Here is a 19,927-nt window from a genome sequence, read left to right as displayed (position 1 = left end):
AAGGAATCCCCATTCCGTTTACGAGCAATAAGCGAACATGGTGGACTCATACACTCCTTTCGCAATTTCCGGCTTTCTTTTCACCAAAATCAAACCTCCCTTCCCAAAATTTTCTTGACAATCTGCCAATGCAAATATATATTTATTGACAATGATAATCATTATCATAATGGCGGATCACTAATTTATTTTTTTATAAAGGAAGGGTACTTATCATGAATTCAAAACGAAAGTTCTCATTCAAATCATTGCTTGCTTCATTGGGTCTTGTATTGGCTTTAGCAGGTTGTGCGGGCCAGCAATCCACCCCGGCACCCGGTGAAGGTGCTCCGGTAAATACCGAAATACCTAGTACGGAAACCCCTGCTGCCCAGGAGACAAGTACAGAATATCCGATCGCGATCAAACATGCTTTTGGAGAAACAACAATTGAAAGCAAGCCTGAACGAGTCGTTACTATTCAATGGGCCAATCATGATGTTGTGCTCGCTCTCGGCGTTGTGCCAGCAGGCTTCTCGGCAGCGAATTATGGCGTGCAGGATGACAGCGGACTGCTGCCTTGGACAGCTGAAAAGCTCAAGGAGCTCGGCGTAAGCGACCCGAATATTTTTCAAGATACGGATGGCCTTGATTTTGAGGCGATTTCAGACGCAGACCCGGATGTCATTCTAGCAGCTTACTCTGGGATCACGCAGGAAGACTATAATATTCTTAGCCAAATTGCTCCGGTTGTGGCTTATCCGACCACCCCTTGGCTGACTACTTGGCGCGAGCAAGTCCTGATGAATGCAACGGGCATGGGCATGAAAGCGGAAGGCGAACAACTCATTAAGGACACGGAGGAACTAATCAAGGAAAAGGCTAGTGAGCATCCTCAGATTCAAGGCAAAAAAGTAGTCTGGGTCAACTTCTCGGCGAAGGACATGTCCAAACTACATATTTATACGTCTGCCGACCCTCGCGGCTCCTTCCTTCAGGAGCTAGGGCTAGTCTATCCAGAAAGTGTCACGGAGCAGATTGCGGATCCGACCAGCTACTCCATGAATTTAAGCGCCGAGAATGCGGACATGCTTAACGATGCGGACATTTTGATCGGATACGGTGGCGAAGACTTGTATCAAGCCGTAAAAGCAGATCCCCTGCTGGGTAAAATTCCAGCTATCAAAAGAGGTTCTGTCGTGTTTATAGGCGACGGTACACCACTGGCAGCTTCCGGAAACCCCAATCCGCTTTCAATCGCTTATACCATTGATGAATATCTTGAATTAATCGATGGGGCTATCAGTAAGATCAATGAGTAGTTCTGCGATTTCAAAAATTCAGCGGCCGAACTCGCATCTCCCGAGGAATTTCACGCTAGTTCTGGTAATTTGTTTCGTCCTCCTGGGGATATGCGTAGTCGCCTCTCTGGTTTTAGGCTCTCGGCTGGTCAGCTACCATGAACTGATCGACGGTTTATTCCACCGGGACGTCGACTCCTACGGGGCAAACGTCGTTCGCAAGCGAATTTCGCGAACCGTATTCAGCTTGTTTGGCGGCGCGGCACTCGGAGTTTCCGGGGCGCTGATGCAATCGGTCACGCGCAACCCGATTGCCGACCCAAGTATACTGGGAGTCAACACAGGCGCGTCCTTGTTCGTAGTTTGCGGGATTGCGTTCCTGAACATCAGCACCGCTAATCAATATATTTGGCTGGCTTTAGCCGGGGCTGCCATTACGGCAGTGTTCGTATTCGGAATCGGCTCGATGGGGCGTGGCGGTGCCACGCCCATTAAGCTTGTATTGGCGGGAGCTGCCACAAGCGCTGCCCTGTCCTCCCTCGTCACGGCCATCATGATCCCACGCTCTTATGTCATGGATCAATTCAGGTTTTGGCAGGTAGGAAGCGTCGGTTCGGCAACCTGGAGCGGGATTGCTACCTTCGCCCCGTTTCTGATTGCCGGGATATTGACAGCTGTAATTACCGCTCCAGCATTGAATGCGCTGGCACTGGGGGACGAGGTGGCGACTGGTCAGGGCGTTCGTACAGGAACGCTGCGGCTTGTTGCGGCTCTTGCAGGGGTTCTCTTGTGCGGTGCAACGACCGCGCTGGCAGGCCCTATCGGTTTTGTCGGGCTGTTGGCCACTCACGCCATCCGCCTGATTCTTGGCCCCGACTTGCGGTTTGTTATACCGATGTCAGCGATTTCGGGCGCCATCATCTTAACGATATCCGATGTATGCGGCAGACTCATCGGCAGCCCTGGAGAACTTGAAGTCGGTGTCGTGACTGCGTTCATTGGCGCTCCAATCCTCATCATTTTAGCGATGAAATCGAAAGTGCGTTCATTATGAGAAATCAATCGATCGAATTTATTATGGCAGGCAGACGTCAAAGACGCCGCCGCTGGATTGTTGTCACCAGCCTTCTTGCAGCACTTGCAGGCATGCTTTGCTGCGCTATGCTTTTACTAGGGAGCACGATTTATCCGGTTAACGATGTCATCCGGGCGTTATCGGGAGAACACCTCAAAGGCGTGTCTTTTGCGGTGAATACGATTCGTTTGCCGAGAATGCTGGCCGGTCTTTTTGCCGGATTTGCCTTTGGCATTGCCGGATACACGTTTCAGACTATGCTGCGGAACCCCCTTGCGAATCCGAACGTTATCGGGATTACTTCCGGTTCGAGCGCGGCGGCCGTTTTTTGCATCATCGCGCTTCATGCAAGCGGAGCTGTCGTTTCCGCTGCCTCTGTCATTGCCGGCCTTGCTACCGTCCTATTGATTTATATGTTATCGAGAGGAAGATCCTTTTCGGTCGGGCGATTAATCCTGGTCGGAATAGGCATTCAGGCCATGCTTGACGCGGTGATATCCTATCTTCTGCTCGTTAGCGCACAGCAGGATATTCCCGCAGCGCTAAGATGGCTCACCGGCAGCCTCAATGGCTCCCAAATGCACGAGCTCCCGCCTCTTGTCATCACAGTTATTATTTTTGCGCCTATTATTATCGTGCTGGGAAAACATCTGGATATATTGGAGCTCGGAGAACAGTCGGCTTCCTCTCTCGGTGTAGACACGGACAAGACAAGAATCGCTCTTATTGTGAGCTCTGTCTTCATGATTGCAATCGCTACAGCAACCACGGGTCCGATAGCCTTTGTCTCCTTCCTTTCGGGGCCGATCGCAAAAAGACTGGTCGGCGTTGGCTTCTCCAACGTCATTCCGGCCGGCCTTGTTGGCGTTAATTTGGTTTTGGCGGCAGATCTGATCGGACAATTTGCTTTTGAGTACAGATTCCCTGTGGGCATCATTACCGGGCTGCTCGGAGCACCGTATTTGATCTTCTTGCTCATCCAAATGAATCGAAAGGGAGAATTATAATGAAACCGACACATATTTTTCAAGCCGAACAAGTCGTAGCGGGCTATGATCATAAAACGGTAATTCACGGGATAAGCCTTGTGATTCCCAGCAATCAAATCAGCGTCATTATGGGGGCAAACGGCTGCGGAAAGTCTACGCTGCTTAAAACACTGGCGAGGCTTATCAAGCCGGCAGACGGCAGCATCACGCTGGACGGCAAACCCATCGGTAAAATTCCGCCAAAGAAATTGGCCAGGGTCTTAGGGCTGCTGCCGCAGTCCCCCATCGTCCCGGAAGGAATCTCCGTCGCGGATTTGGTTGGACGGGGCAGGTTTCCGCACCAATCCTGGCACACCGGGTGGACCAAAAAGGATGTCGAGGCCGTCGCTGAAGCGATGAGGATTATGGACATAACGGAGCTGGCCAATCACCATATTGACGAGCTTTCAGGCGGTCAAAGGCAGCGCGTATGGATTGCCATGGCTCTGGCGCAGCAAACCGACATTTTATTTCTCGATGAACCGACAACCTTTCTGGACATCACCTATCAAGTTGAAATTCTTGATCTGCTTACAGACCTTAACCGGAAATACGGAACGACGATTGTTATGGTTCTTCATGATATCAATTTGTCCGCGCGTTATGCAGACTATATTTTTGCACTGCAAAAAGGAATGCTTATGGCGGAGGGTGAACCATCCCAGGTAATTACGGACACATTGGTTAAAGACATTTTTGGGCTGGATTGCACCGTGATCAAAGACCCCATTTCCGGCTCACCTTTGGTCGTACCAAAAGGACGATATCATGTTAATGAGGAATTTACTTCTTAAAAAAAAAGCGATTAAGCACTTCTGCTGTCTGAATGAATGACAAATTTTAAGGACATCTTCACCGATGTCCTTGTTTGTGTTCCACAGTCTAATGCGTCCTTTCGCCTAAATTCCGCAGGGATAGCCTCACCCAAGCCATCCAAATGTGTCTTTTCATTGAACAATTGATTTCTTAATGATAATATTTAATGTGACTATATGACTACGTGACTACGTGACTACATGACTATTTAATTATTCGAAATAAATACACATCATGTTGAGGTGCCAGATGAAATTATTTAAGCTTATTGCTCTTATCCTATCTATAATCGCTGTGTTATTTACAGGGGTGGTCTTATACATCTTAATTGCCGAGCCAGATATTCTAATGAAGAGTAACAAGCTGCGTACAGCGGCGTCTTCTGTAGAGAACCATAATGATGTAAGCACCGCTGATAAACAAAATGCATCAGAACCGGACACAACTGGGGCTGCAGCTCCATCGTCTGCTCAACCCGATTCATCGCAATCGGCGGCTCTTGACTCGTCCTCAGCTCCAGAACCTGCTGGGGTGCAGCCAACGTCAACGCCGGATCCAGCCTCAAATCAAGATTCCAGTGCACCGGCTTCCAAGTCAGCTTCGCTACAACCAACACCGGCTGCAAGCTCAGACCAAGACCCGAGCGCTCTCATTATCGGCAGATGGCAATCCGCGAATAGCCCGGACGCGTACTTTGAGTTTTTTCAGGATGGCACGTTTACACGAGGAACTTATAAAGCTAAAAACGATTACAACGAGTATGCAGGAACTTATTCCTTCAGCAGCGGCTCGCGTTTGAAGCTGCAGTATGAGAAATGGACCATAGAGCTCGATTCAGGCTATAAAAATACCCGCGTGGATGATACAAGCCATGTATTCGATATTATCATTGACGACAATAAACTTGAAATTCCCGATGCCCTGGAGGTATTTGGCACTTCAGAATGGACGAGAGATAGATAAAACTTAAATCACACCTCTATTTCAGCGGAGTGCGATTTCATTATATGGATGAAAATAAACCACCCCATGACAAGGTGGCTTGTTTACATCGCCAGTTATGTTCATTGTTCTGTCAGAGGGATGTCCAAACCAAACTATCAATTCGCGGTTCTCACAGGTGTAATTAAAAATAGGGAGAACACACATTTTTGTAGACATTGACCTGTATCGCTTAACTCGCTCATTTCGTCGCAATAAGACCATTGCCGGCACATGGCGTAGAAGAAGTGGCGCACCCGTTCATGCCGGACGTGCCGAGCTGCCCACTCTTGAAGGCTGACCGAACGAAGCGGCTCCGTATCGATTTGGCTTAATCCGCCCTTCAGCTTGCTCCATTCCGCATTCTCTTCCGGGGTCAAGTCAGCAGGAACCCTTAATCTTCCCTTGCCAAATGCCAATCATCCCTTTCTAGGATGTGTATCCTCCGTCAGACGGGCAATCCTGTTCTCTCAAAATGCGAAGCGCTGCCCCACCTTCATACATCGCATGCGGCACCAGATTGAAGCATGCGCATTCATCCGTGCCGTCTACTTTTGACTTTCCTGCAACTCTATTAAATAAAACAAATAATCGGTCGGAACCCCTGCATACCCTTGCTGCCTCAACATCGCCGTCACATTGCCCCGATGATACGTCCCGTGGTTGACCACATGCCTCAAGATATCAGAGAAATGGGTATCCAGGCTTCCGTACTTCGGATGCGCAATCGTCATCGCTTTGTCCGGATCGGGCGTGCGACGAAGCAAATCCCGGTACTGCTCGGCAACGCTTGCGAATAGCATCCGCATCTCATCCAGGCTTTTACCCTGCGCCTCTTCCGTCCAACCTGGAATCTTCGGAAAAATGTCCTCATTCGGAGCCTCCTGAAGTACAGAGAAGTAGAGCTGATCGAACAAGTAGATATGCCCAAACGCCTGCGATACGGAAGGGAATACGCTAATCACTTCCGAATGGAATGCCTCCCTTGGGAGCTGCTCCAAATGGGCGAAAAGCCGGTCATTTGCCCAAACATGATATTTGTACAATTGCGTCGCATGATTTTGCATAGATAACCTGCCTTCCTTTCATCCTACCTTGTTTAACTGCATGGCCGCAGCCTTATTTCAATCGTATACCGGGTTCACTGACAACGGCTGTCAGCGAAGTTCAATTCGGCTCTTCTTCGTAATGTTTTGCGATTTCGCCGGCTAATTTTCGGATCTGCTTCTTCAGCTCCAACGGTTCCCGAACCCGTATCGCCGTGCCGAATGTCATCAGATATTTCGGAAGGTACTTATTCATTGTTGGGATGTCGAGCAGAAACCGCGCCTCCTGATCGGTTCGCTCCGTCAAATAGTGGCGCAAATGCCAGTGACCGCAGACTGCATTCAGAGCTTCGGGTTCTCCCTCGATGCGGATAGCTGTCAGTGGCCCATCAGCCTCCCGATCCCGGTCGGACTGGTTCCGGAAGTAAGCGGAAGCGGAGAATCCCTCCGGTGTCTCAAACCGCGCTTCGGTCGTCTCGAGCCGGGTGATGCGATCCACACGGAACGTACGCACCTCCTGTGACCGATGACAAAAAGCGACAATATACCATTCATTCCGATCGTAAACCAGACCGTACGGATCAACTTCCCGTTCGTCGGCCTGCTTCGCATTCGCCTTACAGTAGGTGATGCATACGGTCCGCCCTTCTTTCGCCGCCTGCTCCAGATCCCGCAGCCATAAAATGACGGAAGGCGGACGCGCTGAAGAAATCACATCCAGGCCGGTTGTCTGCTGGAACAGCGTATGGCGCTGCTCTTCATGAAGCCCGTTCTCCACCTTCTTCAGCGCACTCTCCAGTTCATCTGTGTACGGGTAGCCCGCGCCTTGAGCAAACTTATACGCATCTACAAGTACCCTGAGTTCCATAGCATTGAAAAACAAAGGGGTCTCCTCGAAGCTTTCCAGAATACGAATACCGCCATCATGTCCTGATTCCGCGACAAGCGGCACGCCGCTTGCGCATAATGCATCGATATACCGGTACACGGTGCGAATACTAACCTCCAAATTGCCCGCGATCTGCGCAGCAGTGAGCTTTCTTCCGGATCGCAGCATCCAAAGCATAGATAGCATATTATCCCATTTGGCCATCGGGCACCTTCTTCCCTCGTAAAAATCAACTCATGAATCACGACTTCAGATCCTTATTTTCTATCAAACTAATTTTAAAAATTATTATTTTTATAAATCTCCATAGCTATTTTCAAAAATTCTTGCTCTTTCTCTGTAAAAGGATTTGGAAATGACACGGGCTCTGAAGTTTGCAGCCTCTCTTCAACTAATTCAAGTTTCCCTTTTACGGTTTCATCCATAAGCTGGAATAACACTTCTACTGTTTCTTGAGTTTCATTTGAATGTGGTGCTGCGCCATTGAACGATAATTGTTTAATTTCAGATAAAACTTTAGTCCACTTTTTGTCTAAATTAATTTCCTCTGATTTATTTACATGAAGTATCGTATCCGCTATATCTGTAGAAAAATGCTCTTTAAACCACTTCTCTGTATCTTCTGCAAACATTAATTTTTGAAGCATAGCACAAAACACTTCTATATTAACTAGTTTCTCCGATTTCACAACATCAATCATATGGCTTAAATCAGATAATATATTTACGATCTCAAGTCTTCTCGCCTCAAATAAATCCTTCTGAAAGTTTAAAGACTCTAACAAAATTCCACCTTCAACAATGTTTTTTTCAAGCATATCCTTGATCTCCTTTAAAGGGAACCCTAGAAACTGTAATGCTTTTATTTTTTTTAGTATTGTTAAGTCGTTTTTTGAATATAAGCGATGCCCTCCCTCTGAATAATCACTAGGAGTTAACAATCCTATGCTGTCATAATATCGAAGCGTTCTAACGCTTACCCCAGACTCATGTGCAAATTCTCCAATCGCAAATATCCCCTTTTCCACCGGCTTCCCCACCTCTTGTTTCTATTATTAGCTCTTAAGATGTTTCATTTTTATACTTTAAAGTATTTGATAACGGGATAAGAGAACTTTTTTCCCTTTAAAGTATAAGTAGTTGCTATTAGTATCAATATGGTTTCGAGAATTATAAGTACATAGGATAGAGTTGACGCAATATTAAACTTCTTAGATATAAGAGTTAAGGTCAAAAAAACTGGAAAGAAGGTAAAATGAAGATTCATTCCTTCTTTCGCATGATTAGCAAAATAATCATTTCTGCCCTTTGATATTAAATATACAAAAATAGGTAGAATAAAGGTGAGCAAAAGTGAAAATATATGCATTAAACTCGCCAATACTCTGTTCCATAGACTTTCCTTTTTCATACTGCAGCTCCTCCAATTGCATCATTTTATTAGTTGCCTCATACGAAGACGAAGTAACTAAATTAATCATAAAAGGTGACGCAACTGGAGATTCAAGTTCAAAAATTAAATTAACCAAATTCATTCGATTCTTCCCGTATACTTTACTCGCCTTTCCCCTTCGCTTCAATAATAGTTCTAGTAACGCTATGCTCATCGAGCGGCCATTCTAAAGACCCTCCAAAACATTTTCAATTTCCAAACGATCCTTAAAATTTCTTACTCACCAGCCTGCTGATTCTTTTTCGCCAGCTGCTGCTCCGCGAGCCGAACCATTTCCCGGACCATAGAGCCGCCAATTTTACCGCCTACCTGACCGACCGATTCCGTCTTCAAATCGCCATTTCCGCCAGGCTGCAAAGGTACCCCTAACTCCTCCGCTACTTCATATTTGACATCATCCGGCCGATTAGGATCTACATCATATCCTTCGCGCCTCATCACGTCTGCTTTAAAAGCCTGCATTCCTTCTTCAGCTCCTGGCACAACATATCTTCTTCTTTTTCTTGCCATATTGAAGAACACCCCTTATGTTTTTTCCTAACATACCCGGAAGTCGCAGCATTCATTCTGTTTCCCAACAAAAAGAAAAGACCAGGCTCCGCAAGGGGACCCGATCCTTCTTGATCGATCTATCCTGATTTTTGATAATGTGGCCAGAAGCCCCAATTAAAGCGGTTTGCAGCCCAGCTGAATCGCAACGGATTATGATCAGAAGCAGATAGTCATCACAAAAATTGTACCGTACTCACCGAGGTTTGCCCGTACAGTACGATGTACACATCCTTACGTCCGCTTACGCCGTTCACCTCAGCGGTATAGTCGCGCCATTCCTGTGCACTGCCGGCCGCCATCTCGATACGGCCTGCAAGCGGCCCATCCGGGCTCTGCAGTCGGATCTCCGCGAAAGCCGCCGCCGTCTGGCTGACTGCACGAAGAGTGGCCTGATGCACGCCTTCGCCAAACTCAGCATCCTTAAAGGCAATCCAGCCGGATTGCGCTTTAACTTCCACGGCGCTGCCGCCTTCCCGGCATTCGCCAAGCAGCACGCCATCGTAGGCGTCATAATTGATCGCCTTCACAGGCTGCTTCAGGTCGCGCGGCGGGATGGCCTCGCCTTGTACCTCAAGTGCTGCGCTCACTGGCAGGCTTGCCGAAGAAGGACCGGCCATGAAGATGTATGTGCCGTTTTCGATGCAGAAGCGCTCGCGAGTGACGTCCCATATCGCTAGCTCAGACAAGGGCAGCACGAAGCTTACGTCAACCGACTCGCCCGGCTGCAGCAGCACCCGCCGGAAAGCAAGCAGCTGCTTCAGCGGCCGCTTCACGCGCGATTGCTCCGCGCGCCCGTACAACTGCACCACTTCCTCTCCCGCACGGTCCGAAAGATTCGTCACGCGTACCGTAAGGCCGATTTCCTGGTCTTGATCCGCCGAAACCTCGTTGTGGCCCAGGCTCAATCCTTCATATTCGAAAGTGCTGTAGGACAAACCGTGTCCGAACGGATACAGTGCTTCACCCTCAAAATAGCGGTAAGTTCTGCCCCCCTGAATGATGTCGTAATCCATAAAATCCGGCAGCTGATCGACCGATTTATACCAGGTCATATTTAAACGCCCCGCCGGGTTCACGTCGCCAAAGAGCACGTCAGCTACGCCATGCCCCAGCTCCTGACCGGCATGCGTTGTGTATATGATGGCCGGAACATGGCCGTCCGCCCAATTAAGGGCATACGGATAACTGCCGACCACAACTACAACCGTGTTCGGATTTACGGACAACACTTCCTTGATCAGCTGCTCCTGCGAATCAGGCAGCGTAATATCCGGCCGGTCAGCCGTCTCCTTGCCATTGATCAACGGATGGTTGCCGACGAATACGACGGCCACGTCCGCCTCGCTCGCGGCTTCTTTTGCAGCCTCGTACTTATCCGTCAGCGTCTCCACTTCAAAGACGTCCGCGGCAACAATCTTATCCGCTTCGCCGCCCGCTACGGACGCTGCTCCCGCCACATTGATCTCATTGGCGGTTTCTTCCGCGCTGCCGCTGCCGACGAGCAGTTCGCCGGTGTTCCCTTTCACCGTTACCGGCATATCGTTCCATGTCGAGAAAGTTACTGTGCCTGTGTCAGTACCTGTCCCTGCTCCCTCCTTCGAAGAACGAACGAGGAACACTTCCTTAGTGAACCATTCCCAAATGTTATCCGCAGAAGCTTTCACAATCCGGTCATCCGTCGTCAAATAACGGCCGTTATGTTCCGCGATGATCGTATGACCGTCCCAGCCCCAATCCGTCACTTCAAATACGGCAGCCTGTTCCGCTGTATGGCTAGTCGCAGCCAGAGCCGCCTGTTCGCCCTCCTGCACCTGTACGTAGCGTCCATTGCGTTGCGCCTTTAGCTTGACGCGGTCTGTGCCGCTGGTGAATACCGTTTGCCCCCCATAGGCAGCCAGCTTCTCCTGGATGCCCTGCAGCGGCGTGATGGCGTAAGGCAATGAACCGCTGTACCAGTCGCGGTACACGGTACCGCCAAGCGGCCCGATCACGGCGACTTTCTTCAGCTTATCGGCCTGCAGCGGCAGCATGCTCCCTTCATTTTTCAGGAGCACAATCGCCTTGCCGGCTGCTTCGCGCGACAATTTGGCATGCGCCGGCTGCAAAATCACCGACTCATCAATCGCCGCATACGGATTGTCCTCCTCCGGGTCGAACTCGCCCAACCGGAAGCGGACCCGGAACGTGTTGCGCAGTGCCGCATCCAGATCGGTTTCTGCTAGCAGCCCTTCCGCAAGCGCTTCGCGTAACGCCTCCTTGATCAACTCGCCATCATCGGTAATGCTGTCAATGCCGCCTTCCTTCACAGAACGGGCAACCGCTTCCTTGTACGTCTCCAGATAGCCGTGATCACGCACCGTACCGGACACGTCAAAAGCATCGCTGACGACAAAACCGTCCATCCCCCATTCTTTCTTCACGATCTCGTTGACCTCGGGCATAAGGTTAGCTGGCACGCCATTAACGGCATTGTATGCCGTCATCATGGACTGGACCCCGCCTTCCTTAAACGGAATTTCAAATGCCTTCAAATAATATTCACGCATATTGCGCGGATCGATACTGACCGATTGATCGCCGCGGCCTGCCTCATTGTTGTTGGCAATAAAATGCTTCAGAGTGGCAACCGCTTTCAAATACTTCGGATGATCTCCCTGAATCCCTTGAGCGAGCGCCGCTGCTAGCTTGCCGGTCAGTACCGGGTCTTCGCCGTACGCTTCCTCCGTTCGGCCCCAGCGCGGATCACGCTCCATGTCCACGGTTGGCGCCCACAGCGTCAGTCCGTTTACCTCCGGATTCCGATTATAAAAACCTCTCGCCTCATCGCCAATAGCACTGCCAATTCGCTGCATCAGATCGGTATCCCAAGTGCACCCCAGGCCGATCGGCTGCGGGTATCCCGTAGCTTCGCCAAGCCAGGCCATACCGTGCGCCGCTTCCGTACCGTGTTTATACGCCTTCACGCCCAGCCGTTCGACGGCTGTCTGGTATTGAATCATGAGCCCCACTTTTTCCTCCCGCGTGAACCGAGAGATCAGGTCGTTGACCCGTTCCTCCAGCGGAAGAGAAGGGTCCTGGAACGGATATTTGCTTATTTCAGACATATTGAACCTCCTTATCGTCAGTTCCCTCACGCCGTCATTCTATCTAATATCGCTTCCTTCTGCTACCCGAATAATTAGAGGCATTTTCCTAGCTTATTAGGGATATTTACAAAAACCGGTTATGGAGATGGATGCACCTTCTGATATTTTAACAAAACAAAAACCTCTCACGGAGCCCGCTCCATCCAGAGCTGCTCCAACGAGAGGCTTCAATAACACAGAGACTTACTTATAAAGGATAAGCATGAAGGAAACCGGGCTATCGTTATCTGTGCTGTGGAATACTACCCCTGTCTCCCCATACGAATAGCTAATATATTGCGAATCTTCCATTTCGTCATAACCCGAACTGGAAGGCGGGCCGAGAATCGCTTTGACCTCTTCCAAAGTCTTTCCAGTAACCGAATGCTGATGAATAGCCAACGCATACAAGGAGTCCGTCGATGTATCCATCGCCGCAGAGAAGCAAAGGCCTGCACCAGGCGCCTTCTCGAATTCAAAGAACTTTCCTCCAAGATAATTGTATTCCCTCATTTCTTTACCGAGCAGGGCTGATGCCTCTGCCTTGGTCATACCGAGTTGTACTCCAAGCCCGGGGATATGGCCTGATGCGATCGCATCCCCCAACGTATTATCCAAAACGAATACAACCGGGCGTTCGCCTTCGGTAACAGACATCCCATTCAGCGATTTTACGGAGAACGTTTCGAGTACGAATTTACGATCTTCATAACGGTAATCTACGGTCACTTCCGCTATGAAATCAGCGTTGTACAGCGGTCCATTTAACTGATAGGATTCTTGAAGAACATAGGTATGATCACCCGTAGGTACGGCGTTTCGGTGGTCATGCCGCATTCCGTAATACAAATCATCGGCAGCCATTTGTTCTTCGTTAAACGGAATATAATAATATTTCTCCAAAATTTCCGAGGCGATAACAATTCGGCCGTCTTCCGTCATAGTTGTTGTGACGCCTTCCGAAAACGGCTTCTCGTCAAACAAATCGACGTACTCCCCATTTTGATAAGACAGTAATTTATTGAAAGTAGCGCCCGCAGTCCCCTCGGATAGGACCTTAACCTTAACCTCAGCCAATTTGTCATTCGTGAAGTCACCTGCCAGCAGTTTCTCGGGATAGCCACTAATAAAATCCATATCCTGATTTGAATAAACAATACTCTCCGTTTCCGGATCAAAAACAACAAGTTCGTATGCTTCATAAGTTTCGGTTCCGGATCCCGACGCCAGCCCTTGCAGAACAACGAGTTCCGCTTTGCCGTCCCCGTTAAGATCGGCGGCTATGCTATCAATCAATATCTTTCCGCCCTCGCCATTCTGAAATAACGATTGGTACGCCGTAGTTAATGGTTTAGTTTGCGGTGTGAAATCCTGATAGGGCTGGACACCCTCTCCCAGTTTGTTGCTATTGTCCATTCCTTCGGCGGGCAGGTCGGCAGATACAACCGCCTGTTTATCCTCTTTCCCGCCTGCTGCAGAATTGTCAGTGCTTCCGCACGCGGCCAACAGGAGGCTCGAAATAATAAGTAAGATGCTCAGTCGCTGTTTCACAGATGTACTTCCTCCCTAATTATGTAGAACGCAAAAATAAAGAACCGTGTTTCTTCTCCTATTCCATAAGGCACTTACTAGTTAGAACCGTATTTACTCCAATCCTTAATCGCGTTTTCAAAATAAGAACCGTCATCAACATCGATGACATAATATCGATCCTCTATTTTTTTAAGGACGAAGCTTGTGCCCTCCCTCTCCGAATCGACATAAACTAGCGCCCATGCATCTTTTCCGTACCTTTCATTTGCCGATTCAATCGAAACACGTCCAGTTCTCCTGTCACTAGTATTATTTTCCTATCATAGTAACATGCAGAACCATCATCTCGCAATCAATCCAGGACTATAGACACATTTAAAGCCAATATCCTCAGTACTATTTCCTTTCATTCCTCTACCCACTCATAATTCAGTCCGAAACATAAGCATCATCTGTAACATACGATATAGATTTACAAAAACATCATTATACTCTGGTTCTACAAACTTCAAGAAGCATCTTGCTGCGATCCGTTTATTTTCAAGTAAAGATTGGCTCGAATAACTGATTTTTATGCTGATTCATCGGGTGAAATAAGCAGGGTGCCCCAATTAGGTTTTGGGACACCCTGTCTGTTTTATTTTAACAATCTGGCGATACTTTCAGCTGTGCGAGCAATATTTTCCCTGCCGCTAGCCAGCAAAGTTTCGAGATCCGCAGCACCAGGCACAATTCCAAAGATCGCATCAAATCCTTCATTGTACAAAGACTCCACGTCCTCGCCTACATGTCCAGCCACGGCGATGACTTTGATGTTGCTGTTAACACTTTTGGCGGCTTGCGCCACACCGAATGGCGCTTTGCCGAATTTCGTTTGGAAATCGATACCGCCTTCACCTGTAAAACAGTAATCGGCATGCTGCAGTTCCTCTTTTAAATTGGTTGTTTCGACTACAATATCAATCCCCTTTTTCATGGTCGAATTCGTGAAAGCCAGCAATCCTCCGCCAAGACCACCTGCTCCACCTGCCCCGGGTACGTCTACAATATCAATTCCCAGCTCCTGTTTCACAATTTCACTGAAGTGCCTCAAGTTTCGATCCAGAATTTGCACCATTTCAGGCGTAGCGCCCTTCTGCGGGCCGAAAACAACCGACGCCCCACGCTCTCCGCACAATGGATTGGTCACATCCGAAGCCACAACAATATTTATACGCTTCAGCTCAGGGAGCACCTCCGTTACATCAATGCTGGCCAGACCGTCGAGATATCCCCCGCCAAGCAACAGTTCTTCCCCCTGCTTATTCAGGAACTTATACCCTAGCGCCGCAGCCATGCCCGTGCCTGCATCATTCGTAGCGCTTCCGCCAATGCCCAGGATAATATCTGTTATGCCTCTTTCGATACAATCCCTTATTAATTCGCCTGTCCCATAGGTCGTTGTAATCAGCGGATTTCTGCTTTCCTTGTTTACATGATGAATACCGCTAGCTGAGGCCATTTCAATAACGCCTGTGTTTCCGTCACCGAGAATACCATAGTGCGCAATGACCTTTGTACCCAGCGGGCCTGTCACTTCTTTTTCGATCAACTTACCGCCTGTAGCATCTACCAAAGACTGCACGGTACCTTCCCCGCCATCAGCCATCGGCACATGAATACATTCCGCGTCAGGAATGGCTCTTTTGATCCCCAATTCCATCGCCTCGCAAACTTCCTTCGCTGTCATACTTTCTTTAAAAGAATCGGGAGCCAGCACAAACTTTTTAGCCATTGTATGTTCCATTCCTTTCTCTCTTATAAAATATAACCATACAGAATGATGGAGACGATCGTCATCGTTAAGCCGACGATACTTTCGAAGAGGACCACCTTCATTCTATCTTTCATACTCATGCTCATGGCATTCCGGGTAACGTGGAAATAGGTGCCATGTGGCAGATGGTCTATAACGGTTGCTCCGGTATGGGTCATAACTGCCGCTGAAAGAGGCGCTACCCCCGTATTTAATATAGCACCTGAAAATGAACCGGTAGCCAAAATAACCCCTGTTGAAGTGGACGCTGTTGCTGCTGCCATTAACACCCCTGCAATGGGCGCAAGATACATGCCCGAAATACCCGAGGATTTTACGAGCGCAACAACTTCGGCAGGCAGCGTTGATGCCGTAATGAGTCCGCCAATAGCCCCTGCTCCAATAATGATCAAAATGGTGGGTGTCATGCGATTGAGCCCTGACGTGCAGTAATCCATTATTTTTTTGCTCTGTCCAAGCGCAATCGAACCCACGATACCGGCAAATGGCAAAATAAATAAAGAATCTATTTTCAGTTTAGCAAGAAAATCGATGCCGATCATCGACCCGATTGGGCTAATCATCAACAGAACCACCGCAATAATCGGGGTTACCAAGGCTTTAGATAAAGGGGGGAGGTTCGCAGAGCTGGCCTTTTCTAGTTCGGCAGCTTCAGCATCGGTTACCTTCGTTCCCTTATACTTAATAAATGATGCGATGGCCACTGCCACAATTAACCCGAAAATAGCTGGGACAAGCCCGCCGATCATCACTTGGTTAACATCGAGATTGAACCCGCCTGCAGCAGCAATCGTATTCGGGTTTGGCGAAATAATGTTACCCGCTTTACCTCCACCAGACAATGCCACAAGCAGTGCCACCTTGGAATACCCCATCTTGTTGCCTACAGACAGCGCAATTGGCGCTACAATCAATACCGCAACCGGAATGAAGACGCCCACTGCTGTAATAATCATAGTGGCTAAGGCAAGTGATAGCATCGCTTTGGTTCCGCCGAGTTTATCCACTATAAATTTAGCAATGGTCTCCGCAGCCCCGGATTCCATCATTACTCCCGCAAAAACACCCGCGGCAATAATACGAATAACTGTACCTTGCACACTTTGGGTTCCGGTAATCAAAATATTTATGACATCCGCAAAGCTGGCCCCACCGATAAATCCACCGATAATAGCGCCTAAAATCAATGCGTAAGTGGGGATCAGCCTAAATAATATTAAAATAATCGCTAGTGCAAGACCTATTAATGCGCCAATCCAGCTGATTTCCATTCCTTTCAAATCCTCCTCAACATAATCTGGTTGTTTTACTATGGATAAAAAGCAGTTGTTCTATGTGTTCGACTAGTCGTGTTAGTGAATCCGCTTTCAGTATATTTAAATCGCTAACTATTATCTATTGATAGATCCATGAATAAAATTGTGCAATCGCACAAGTTTCAAAGAGATCAACCTGGCCAAATTGCTCCTGTTCTTGTTCCACGATCCCGGAGCACCGTATCAGTCGCGGTCGTCAAACAATGCATTGGAAGGAATCCCCACTCGAATGGCGAATACTTGAAAATGGGTTGAAAGGAATATTTTATTTTCATCCCGAACCATCATGAACTAACGAAGGAGCCATCCCATGAAAAAGATCCACATCACTATTCTAATCTGCTTAATGATCATCGCATCTGCCTGCAGCGCCACCGATAGGGAAAATGCTGTACCCCCGGAGAGTCAAGCGGAAATTTCCTCGGTTGAACCTTCTCCGGCATCAGCAGCGGTTCCCGACCAGGAGCCTGCGGAGTCTGGGGAGCCTGCGGAGTCTGGGGAGCTTGCGAAGTCTGCAGAGCCGGCTCAGCCAGTTAAGCCTTCTGAGTCACCTGAGCGTGAGCTAACGCTCGATGAGGAAGTGGCATTGAAGTATATCAACGAGTTTCTGAATAGTGACGACATTGAAGAAAAAAAGAATTTTGTAAAGGAGCATGCTGCTGAGGACAAACAGGGGATCTTTATGCCATACGCATCTTACATAACGAAGAGGGATGTCCGGTTCAGGAATCCGCGCGTCCTCGACTCTGTCCCCCTTTCCATAGCCGGCCAAGAAGTTACGATTGTTCTGATTGAAGGATATGAAGATGATGATTGCAATTGCAGAGAGAAAAAAGAAGTCATTATTCTCATGAAGGATGGAAAAATGGTGTGGGGCTACTTGGATTCAAATGATGTCCACGCCCAACTATCTTTTCAACTGCTGCGGAATTATTTCAAAAACTATGCCGAGAATATTTACGAATTGACATTCGCAGGGTCTGCGCCAGCTGCGGACGAAGAGATCGCGTGTGTCTATTTTGAATATTTTCATAATAGTACTGATCACGAAGAAAAGAGAGAATTCCTTAACTACGTTCATTCATCCACGTACAACATGTTTTTCCAGATGTCCCAGGTTGTCACGAATAAAGACGTGTGGCTCAAAAACGCCAAAGCAGCTGAATCGCTGCAGTACTGGTATGATGACAAGAAAGGATCTTTGATTTTGGTTCAGGGCGAAAGCGCGAGAGATAAAGAACATATGATGCAAGTCGTCGATGGCGAAATCGCGTGGAAGTATACCAAGATGAACCGCCTCGAAGAAGACGTCATCTATTATCTGCTCCGAAGCAAATTTACGACTTCACCGCTATAAACAGTAGTTTCTTTGTTTGTAATTTATACATATTTATGGCTTAACCCCTCAACCTGCAGAAGAGTTGAGGGGTAATGTTTTTCAGTAATGAGAATCAATTTGTAAACCGAAACACCAGTTTCTCTCCGTCTGGGTACTCCCCATCCTCTTCGGAATATCGTCCGTTTGTGTAGGCAGCTAAAGTCTTACGCCAAAACATTTGGGCTCTCCTGTTCCGTTTCATCGAGCCTGTTTGCAGCTCCCAATTTCCCCTGAAACGATCAAACACCTGTCTAGCTGCTTCGCCCCCCACGCCAATGCCTCGAAAAGGACGCAATAGGAAAAATTCATTCAAATAATAGTTAATATCCGGCGGGCAAGGTATATACGGTGGGGTTGAGACGAAAGCAAGTCCGGCAGGCAGATCATCAACCGTAATCAGGAAGGGGAACAACACAGACGGCTTTTCCCACCAAATATCAAACAATGTATATTGCTCGGTCAGCGTCATCATATCGTTATCTTCAAAAATGCCAAATCGATTTGGTTTGTTTCCCCATATTTCAGACAAGTCATGCAAATAGAGCGGGTAGATGTTATTTATGATAAACTTGTTTTCCATAGTATTGAGTTGAACGTTAATGTCCATATAGTGCTCCTCCCCAAGCCGAGCTTCTATCAGTCAAAACCTTTTCATTTTGAATATATCGATGAAAACATAGCGACAGACCATTATTGCGAGGTGGATAGTTATTTCCCGATCCAATCACTCTCCTGAAATAAAAAGATCTGGACTTGTACCCTCAGTCCATATTCGATGAACAGCAGGCTGCTTATATTCTGAAAAGGAAAGATGATACACATCAGGATTGGATAAAGATTCCCAGTCTTTAAACCCAATACGATCATCAAAATGCTTAAGCATTAGAGATATCAGGTTTCCATGAGAAACTAATACAATGTTTTTGCCCTCACTATTCAGTACTTCCATGACTACACTAATGGCCCGGCTCATAGCCGAGCTGCTGGATTCCCCACCCTCATAACATAAGTCTGGGTCATCAAATGTCTTGCGAAGCATATTTCGCCAATCAGGTTGATTCCTGCTTGATAAAATTCGCTCAGTCAATCTGTCATCCAAAACAACTTTTATACCTATTTGTTCAGCCAATGGTGCTATCGTACGGAAAGCCCTTTCATAAGGGCTTGAAATGATACAATCAATATCTTTATCTATGAGAAATTTAGCAAGATTCTCTGCTTGCTGAGTACCTAGTTCCGTAAGCCTGGCATCAGGCTCCTGGCCTTCGGCTTTGCAATGACGCACAACATAAACATTTTTCATCATTATTTTTATCTCCTTCTAGCGCTGCTCATCTTATAATCTCTTTTTTCCGACTAGGAGCTTTGAGATGATTTCACTACAGCAATTTTAACATTATTTCCCTGGCGGTGAAAACCTTATGTCGTATAAGGAAAGCCTAGAAGTGATCCAGGGCCAAATTAAAAAAGGCTTCTATCTCTTGAGGGCTCCAAGGATAAAGCCTTAATGAGGCAACGATATCCCGATTCTTCGTCCACCCGCGCAGGCTTTAACAAGCCGAGTTCGTCATAATGACGAAGCGTCTTCACCGTCACGCCGCTCAGTTTCGCGAACGCTCCAATCTTGAACATGCAGACA

The 19,927-nt window shown here is 47.8% G+C and carries 19 protein-coding genes and 1 pseudogene; 6 read left to right on the top strand and 14 right to left on the bottom strand.

The genetic code is table 11. From position 1 onward, the window contains the following. Nucleotides 1–215: 215 nt before the first annotated feature. The 5 genes from G358_RS0113705 (at nt 216) to G358_RS0113685 (ending at nt 5,162) form a co-directional block, all read left to right on the top strand. On the top strand, nt 216–1,301 hold the full coding sequence (locus G358_RS0113705; RefSeq protein WP_019637807.1) for an iron-siderophore ABC transporter substrate-binding protein: 1,086 nt from the start codon (nt 216–218) through the stop codon (nt 1,299–1,301). Further along, complete coding sequence (locus G358_RS0113700) at nt 1,294–2,334, top strand: FecCD family ABC transporter permease (protein WP_019637806.1); 1,041 nt, start codon at nt 1,294–1,296, stop codon at nt 2,332–2,334. Before G358_RS0113705 ends, G358_RS0113700 begins: the two co-directional genes overlap by 8 nt. Continuing rightward, nucleotides 2,331–3,362: a FecCD family ABC transporter permease gene (locus G358_RS0113695; RefSeq protein WP_019637805.1), complete on the top strand. Its 1,032-nt coding sequence runs from the start codon at nt 2,331–2,333 to the stop codon at nt 3,360–3,362. Before G358_RS0113700 ends, G358_RS0113695 begins: the two co-directional genes overlap by 4 nt. Beyond that, entirely contained in the window at nt 3,362–4,177 is an 816-nt protein-coding gene (locus tag G358_RS0113690) for an ABC transporter ATP-binding protein (protein ID WP_019637804.1), read from the top strand. Before G358_RS0113695 ends, G358_RS0113690 begins: the two co-directional genes overlap by 1 nt. 271 nt (nt 4,178–4,448) lie before the next feature. Next, nucleotides 4,449–5,162, top strand: a complete 714-nt coding sequence (locus tag G358_RS0113685; RefSeq protein WP_019637803.1) for a hypothetical protein — start codon at nt 4,449–4,451, stop codon at nt 5,160–5,162. A gap of 137 nt (nt 5,163–5,299) precedes the next feature. Here G358_RS0113685 and G358_RS33090 read toward each other — a convergent pair whose 3' ends face one another. The 11 genes from G358_RS33090 to G358_RS0113640 form a co-directional block, all read right to left on the bottom strand. Then, complete coding sequence (locus G358_RS33090) at nt 5,300–5,599, bottom strand: hypothetical protein (RefSeq protein ID WP_157274368.1); 300 nt, start codon at nt 5,597–5,599, stop codon at nt 5,300–5,302. A 129-nt stretch (nt 5,600–5,728) separates the two neighbouring features. Continuing rightward, nucleotides 5,729–6,247 carry a DinB family protein gene (locus G358_RS0113680; protein ID WP_019637802.1) on the bottom strand — a complete coding sequence of 173 codons (519 nt, stop codon included), beginning with the start codon at nt 6,245–6,247 and terminating at the stop codon, nt 5,729–5,731. Nucleotides 6,248–6,347: 100 nt separating this feature from the next. Continuing rightward, the gene (locus tag G358_RS0113675; RefSeq protein ID WP_019637801.1) at nt 6,348–7,319 is read right to left on the bottom strand and encodes a helix-turn-helix transcriptional regulator; all 972 of its coding nucleotides are present in this window, start codon (nt 7,317–7,319) and stop codon (nt 6,348–6,350) included. Nucleotides 7,320–7,393: 74 nt separating this feature from the next. Then, complete coding sequence (locus G358_RS0113670) at nt 7,394–8,143, bottom strand: MerR family transcriptional regulator (protein WP_019637800.1); 750 nt, start codon at nt 8,141–8,143, stop codon at nt 7,394–7,396. A 50-nt stretch (nt 8,144–8,193) separates the two neighbouring features. Continuing rightward, nucleotides 8,194–8,484, bottom strand: a complete 291-nt coding sequence (locus tag G358_RS34560; RefSeq protein ID WP_420836059.1) for a magnetosome magnetite crystal formation protein family — start codon at nt 8,482–8,484, stop codon at nt 8,194–8,196. Continuing rightward, a complete protein-coding gene (locus G358_RS33475; RefSeq protein ID WP_169447433.1) occupies nt 8,411–8,650 on the bottom strand; it encodes a hypothetical protein in 240 nt (79 codons plus the stop codon). Before G358_RS33475 ends, G358_RS34560 begins: the two co-directional genes overlap by 74 nt. Before the next feature lie 134 nt (nt 8,651–8,784). Then, nucleotides 8,785–9,078 carry an alpha/beta-type small acid-soluble spore protein gene (locus G358_RS0113660; RefSeq protein WP_019637798.1) on the bottom strand — a complete coding sequence of 98 codons (294 nt, stop codon included), beginning with the start codon at nt 9,076–9,078 and terminating at the stop codon, nt 8,785–8,787. Nucleotides 9,079–9,293: 215 nt separating this feature from the next. Beyond that, nucleotides 9,294–12,224, bottom strand: a complete 2,931-nt coding sequence (locus G358_RS0113655) for a glycoside hydrolase family 3 protein (RefSeq protein WP_019637797.1) — start codon at nt 12,222–12,224, stop codon at nt 9,294–9,296. A 225-nt stretch (nt 12,225–12,449) separates the two neighbouring features. Then, complete coding sequence (locus G358_RS0113650) at nt 12,450–13,796, bottom strand: hypothetical protein (RefSeq protein WP_019637796.1); 1,347 nt, start codon at nt 13,794–13,796, stop codon at nt 12,450–12,452. Nucleotides 13,797–14,415: 619 nt separating this feature from the next. After that, nucleotides 14,416–15,564, bottom strand: a complete 1,149-nt coding sequence (locus G358_RS0113645) for a glycerate kinase family protein (RefSeq protein ID WP_019637795.1) — start codon at nt 15,562–15,564, stop codon at nt 14,416–14,418. A gap of 11 nt (nt 15,565–15,575) precedes the next feature. Continuing rightward, entirely contained in the window at nt 15,576–16,865 is a 1,290-nt protein-coding gene (locus tag G358_RS0113640) for a GntP family permease (protein WP_019637794.1), read from the bottom strand. Between the two features lie 355 nt (nt 16,866–17,220). Between G358_RS0113640 and G358_RS0113635 the strand changes: the two genes are divergently transcribed. Then, entirely contained in the window at nt 17,221–18,267 is a 1,047-nt protein-coding gene (locus G358_RS0113635) for a hypothetical protein (protein ID WP_019637793.1), read from the top strand. A 94-nt stretch (nt 18,268–18,361) separates the two neighbouring features. On the opposite strand, the gene G358_RS0113630 is transcribed toward G358_RS0113635, so the two are convergent. From G358_RS0113630 to G358_RS32340, 3 genes and pseudogenes are all read right to left on the bottom strand, one after another. Beyond that, nucleotides 18,362–18,895, bottom strand: a complete 534-nt coding sequence (locus tag G358_RS0113630; RefSeq protein WP_019637792.1) for a GNAT family N-acetyltransferase — start codon at nt 18,893–18,895, stop codon at nt 18,362–18,364. A gap of 117 nt (nt 18,896–19,012) precedes the next feature. Continuing rightward, nucleotides 19,013–19,591, bottom strand: a complete 579-nt coding sequence (locus G358_RS0113625; RefSeq protein WP_051107687.1) for a histidine phosphatase family protein — start codon at nt 19,589–19,591, stop codon at nt 19,013–19,015. Nucleotides 19,592–19,803: 212 nt separating this feature from the next. Continuing rightward, a pseudogene (locus G358_RS32340) lies at nt 19,804–19,920 on the bottom strand (MerR family DNA-binding transcriptional regulator); the annotation flags it as partial. Nucleotides 19,921–19,927 lie beyond the last annotated feature (7 nt).

Source organism: Paenibacillus fonticola DSM 21315 (genome assembly GCF_000381905.1).
GTDB classification, from domain to species: Bacteria; Bacillota; Bacilli; order Paenibacillales; family Paenibacillaceae; genus Fontibacillus; species Fontibacillus fonticola.
This window is presented reverse-complemented; position numbering and strand designations above follow the sequence as displayed.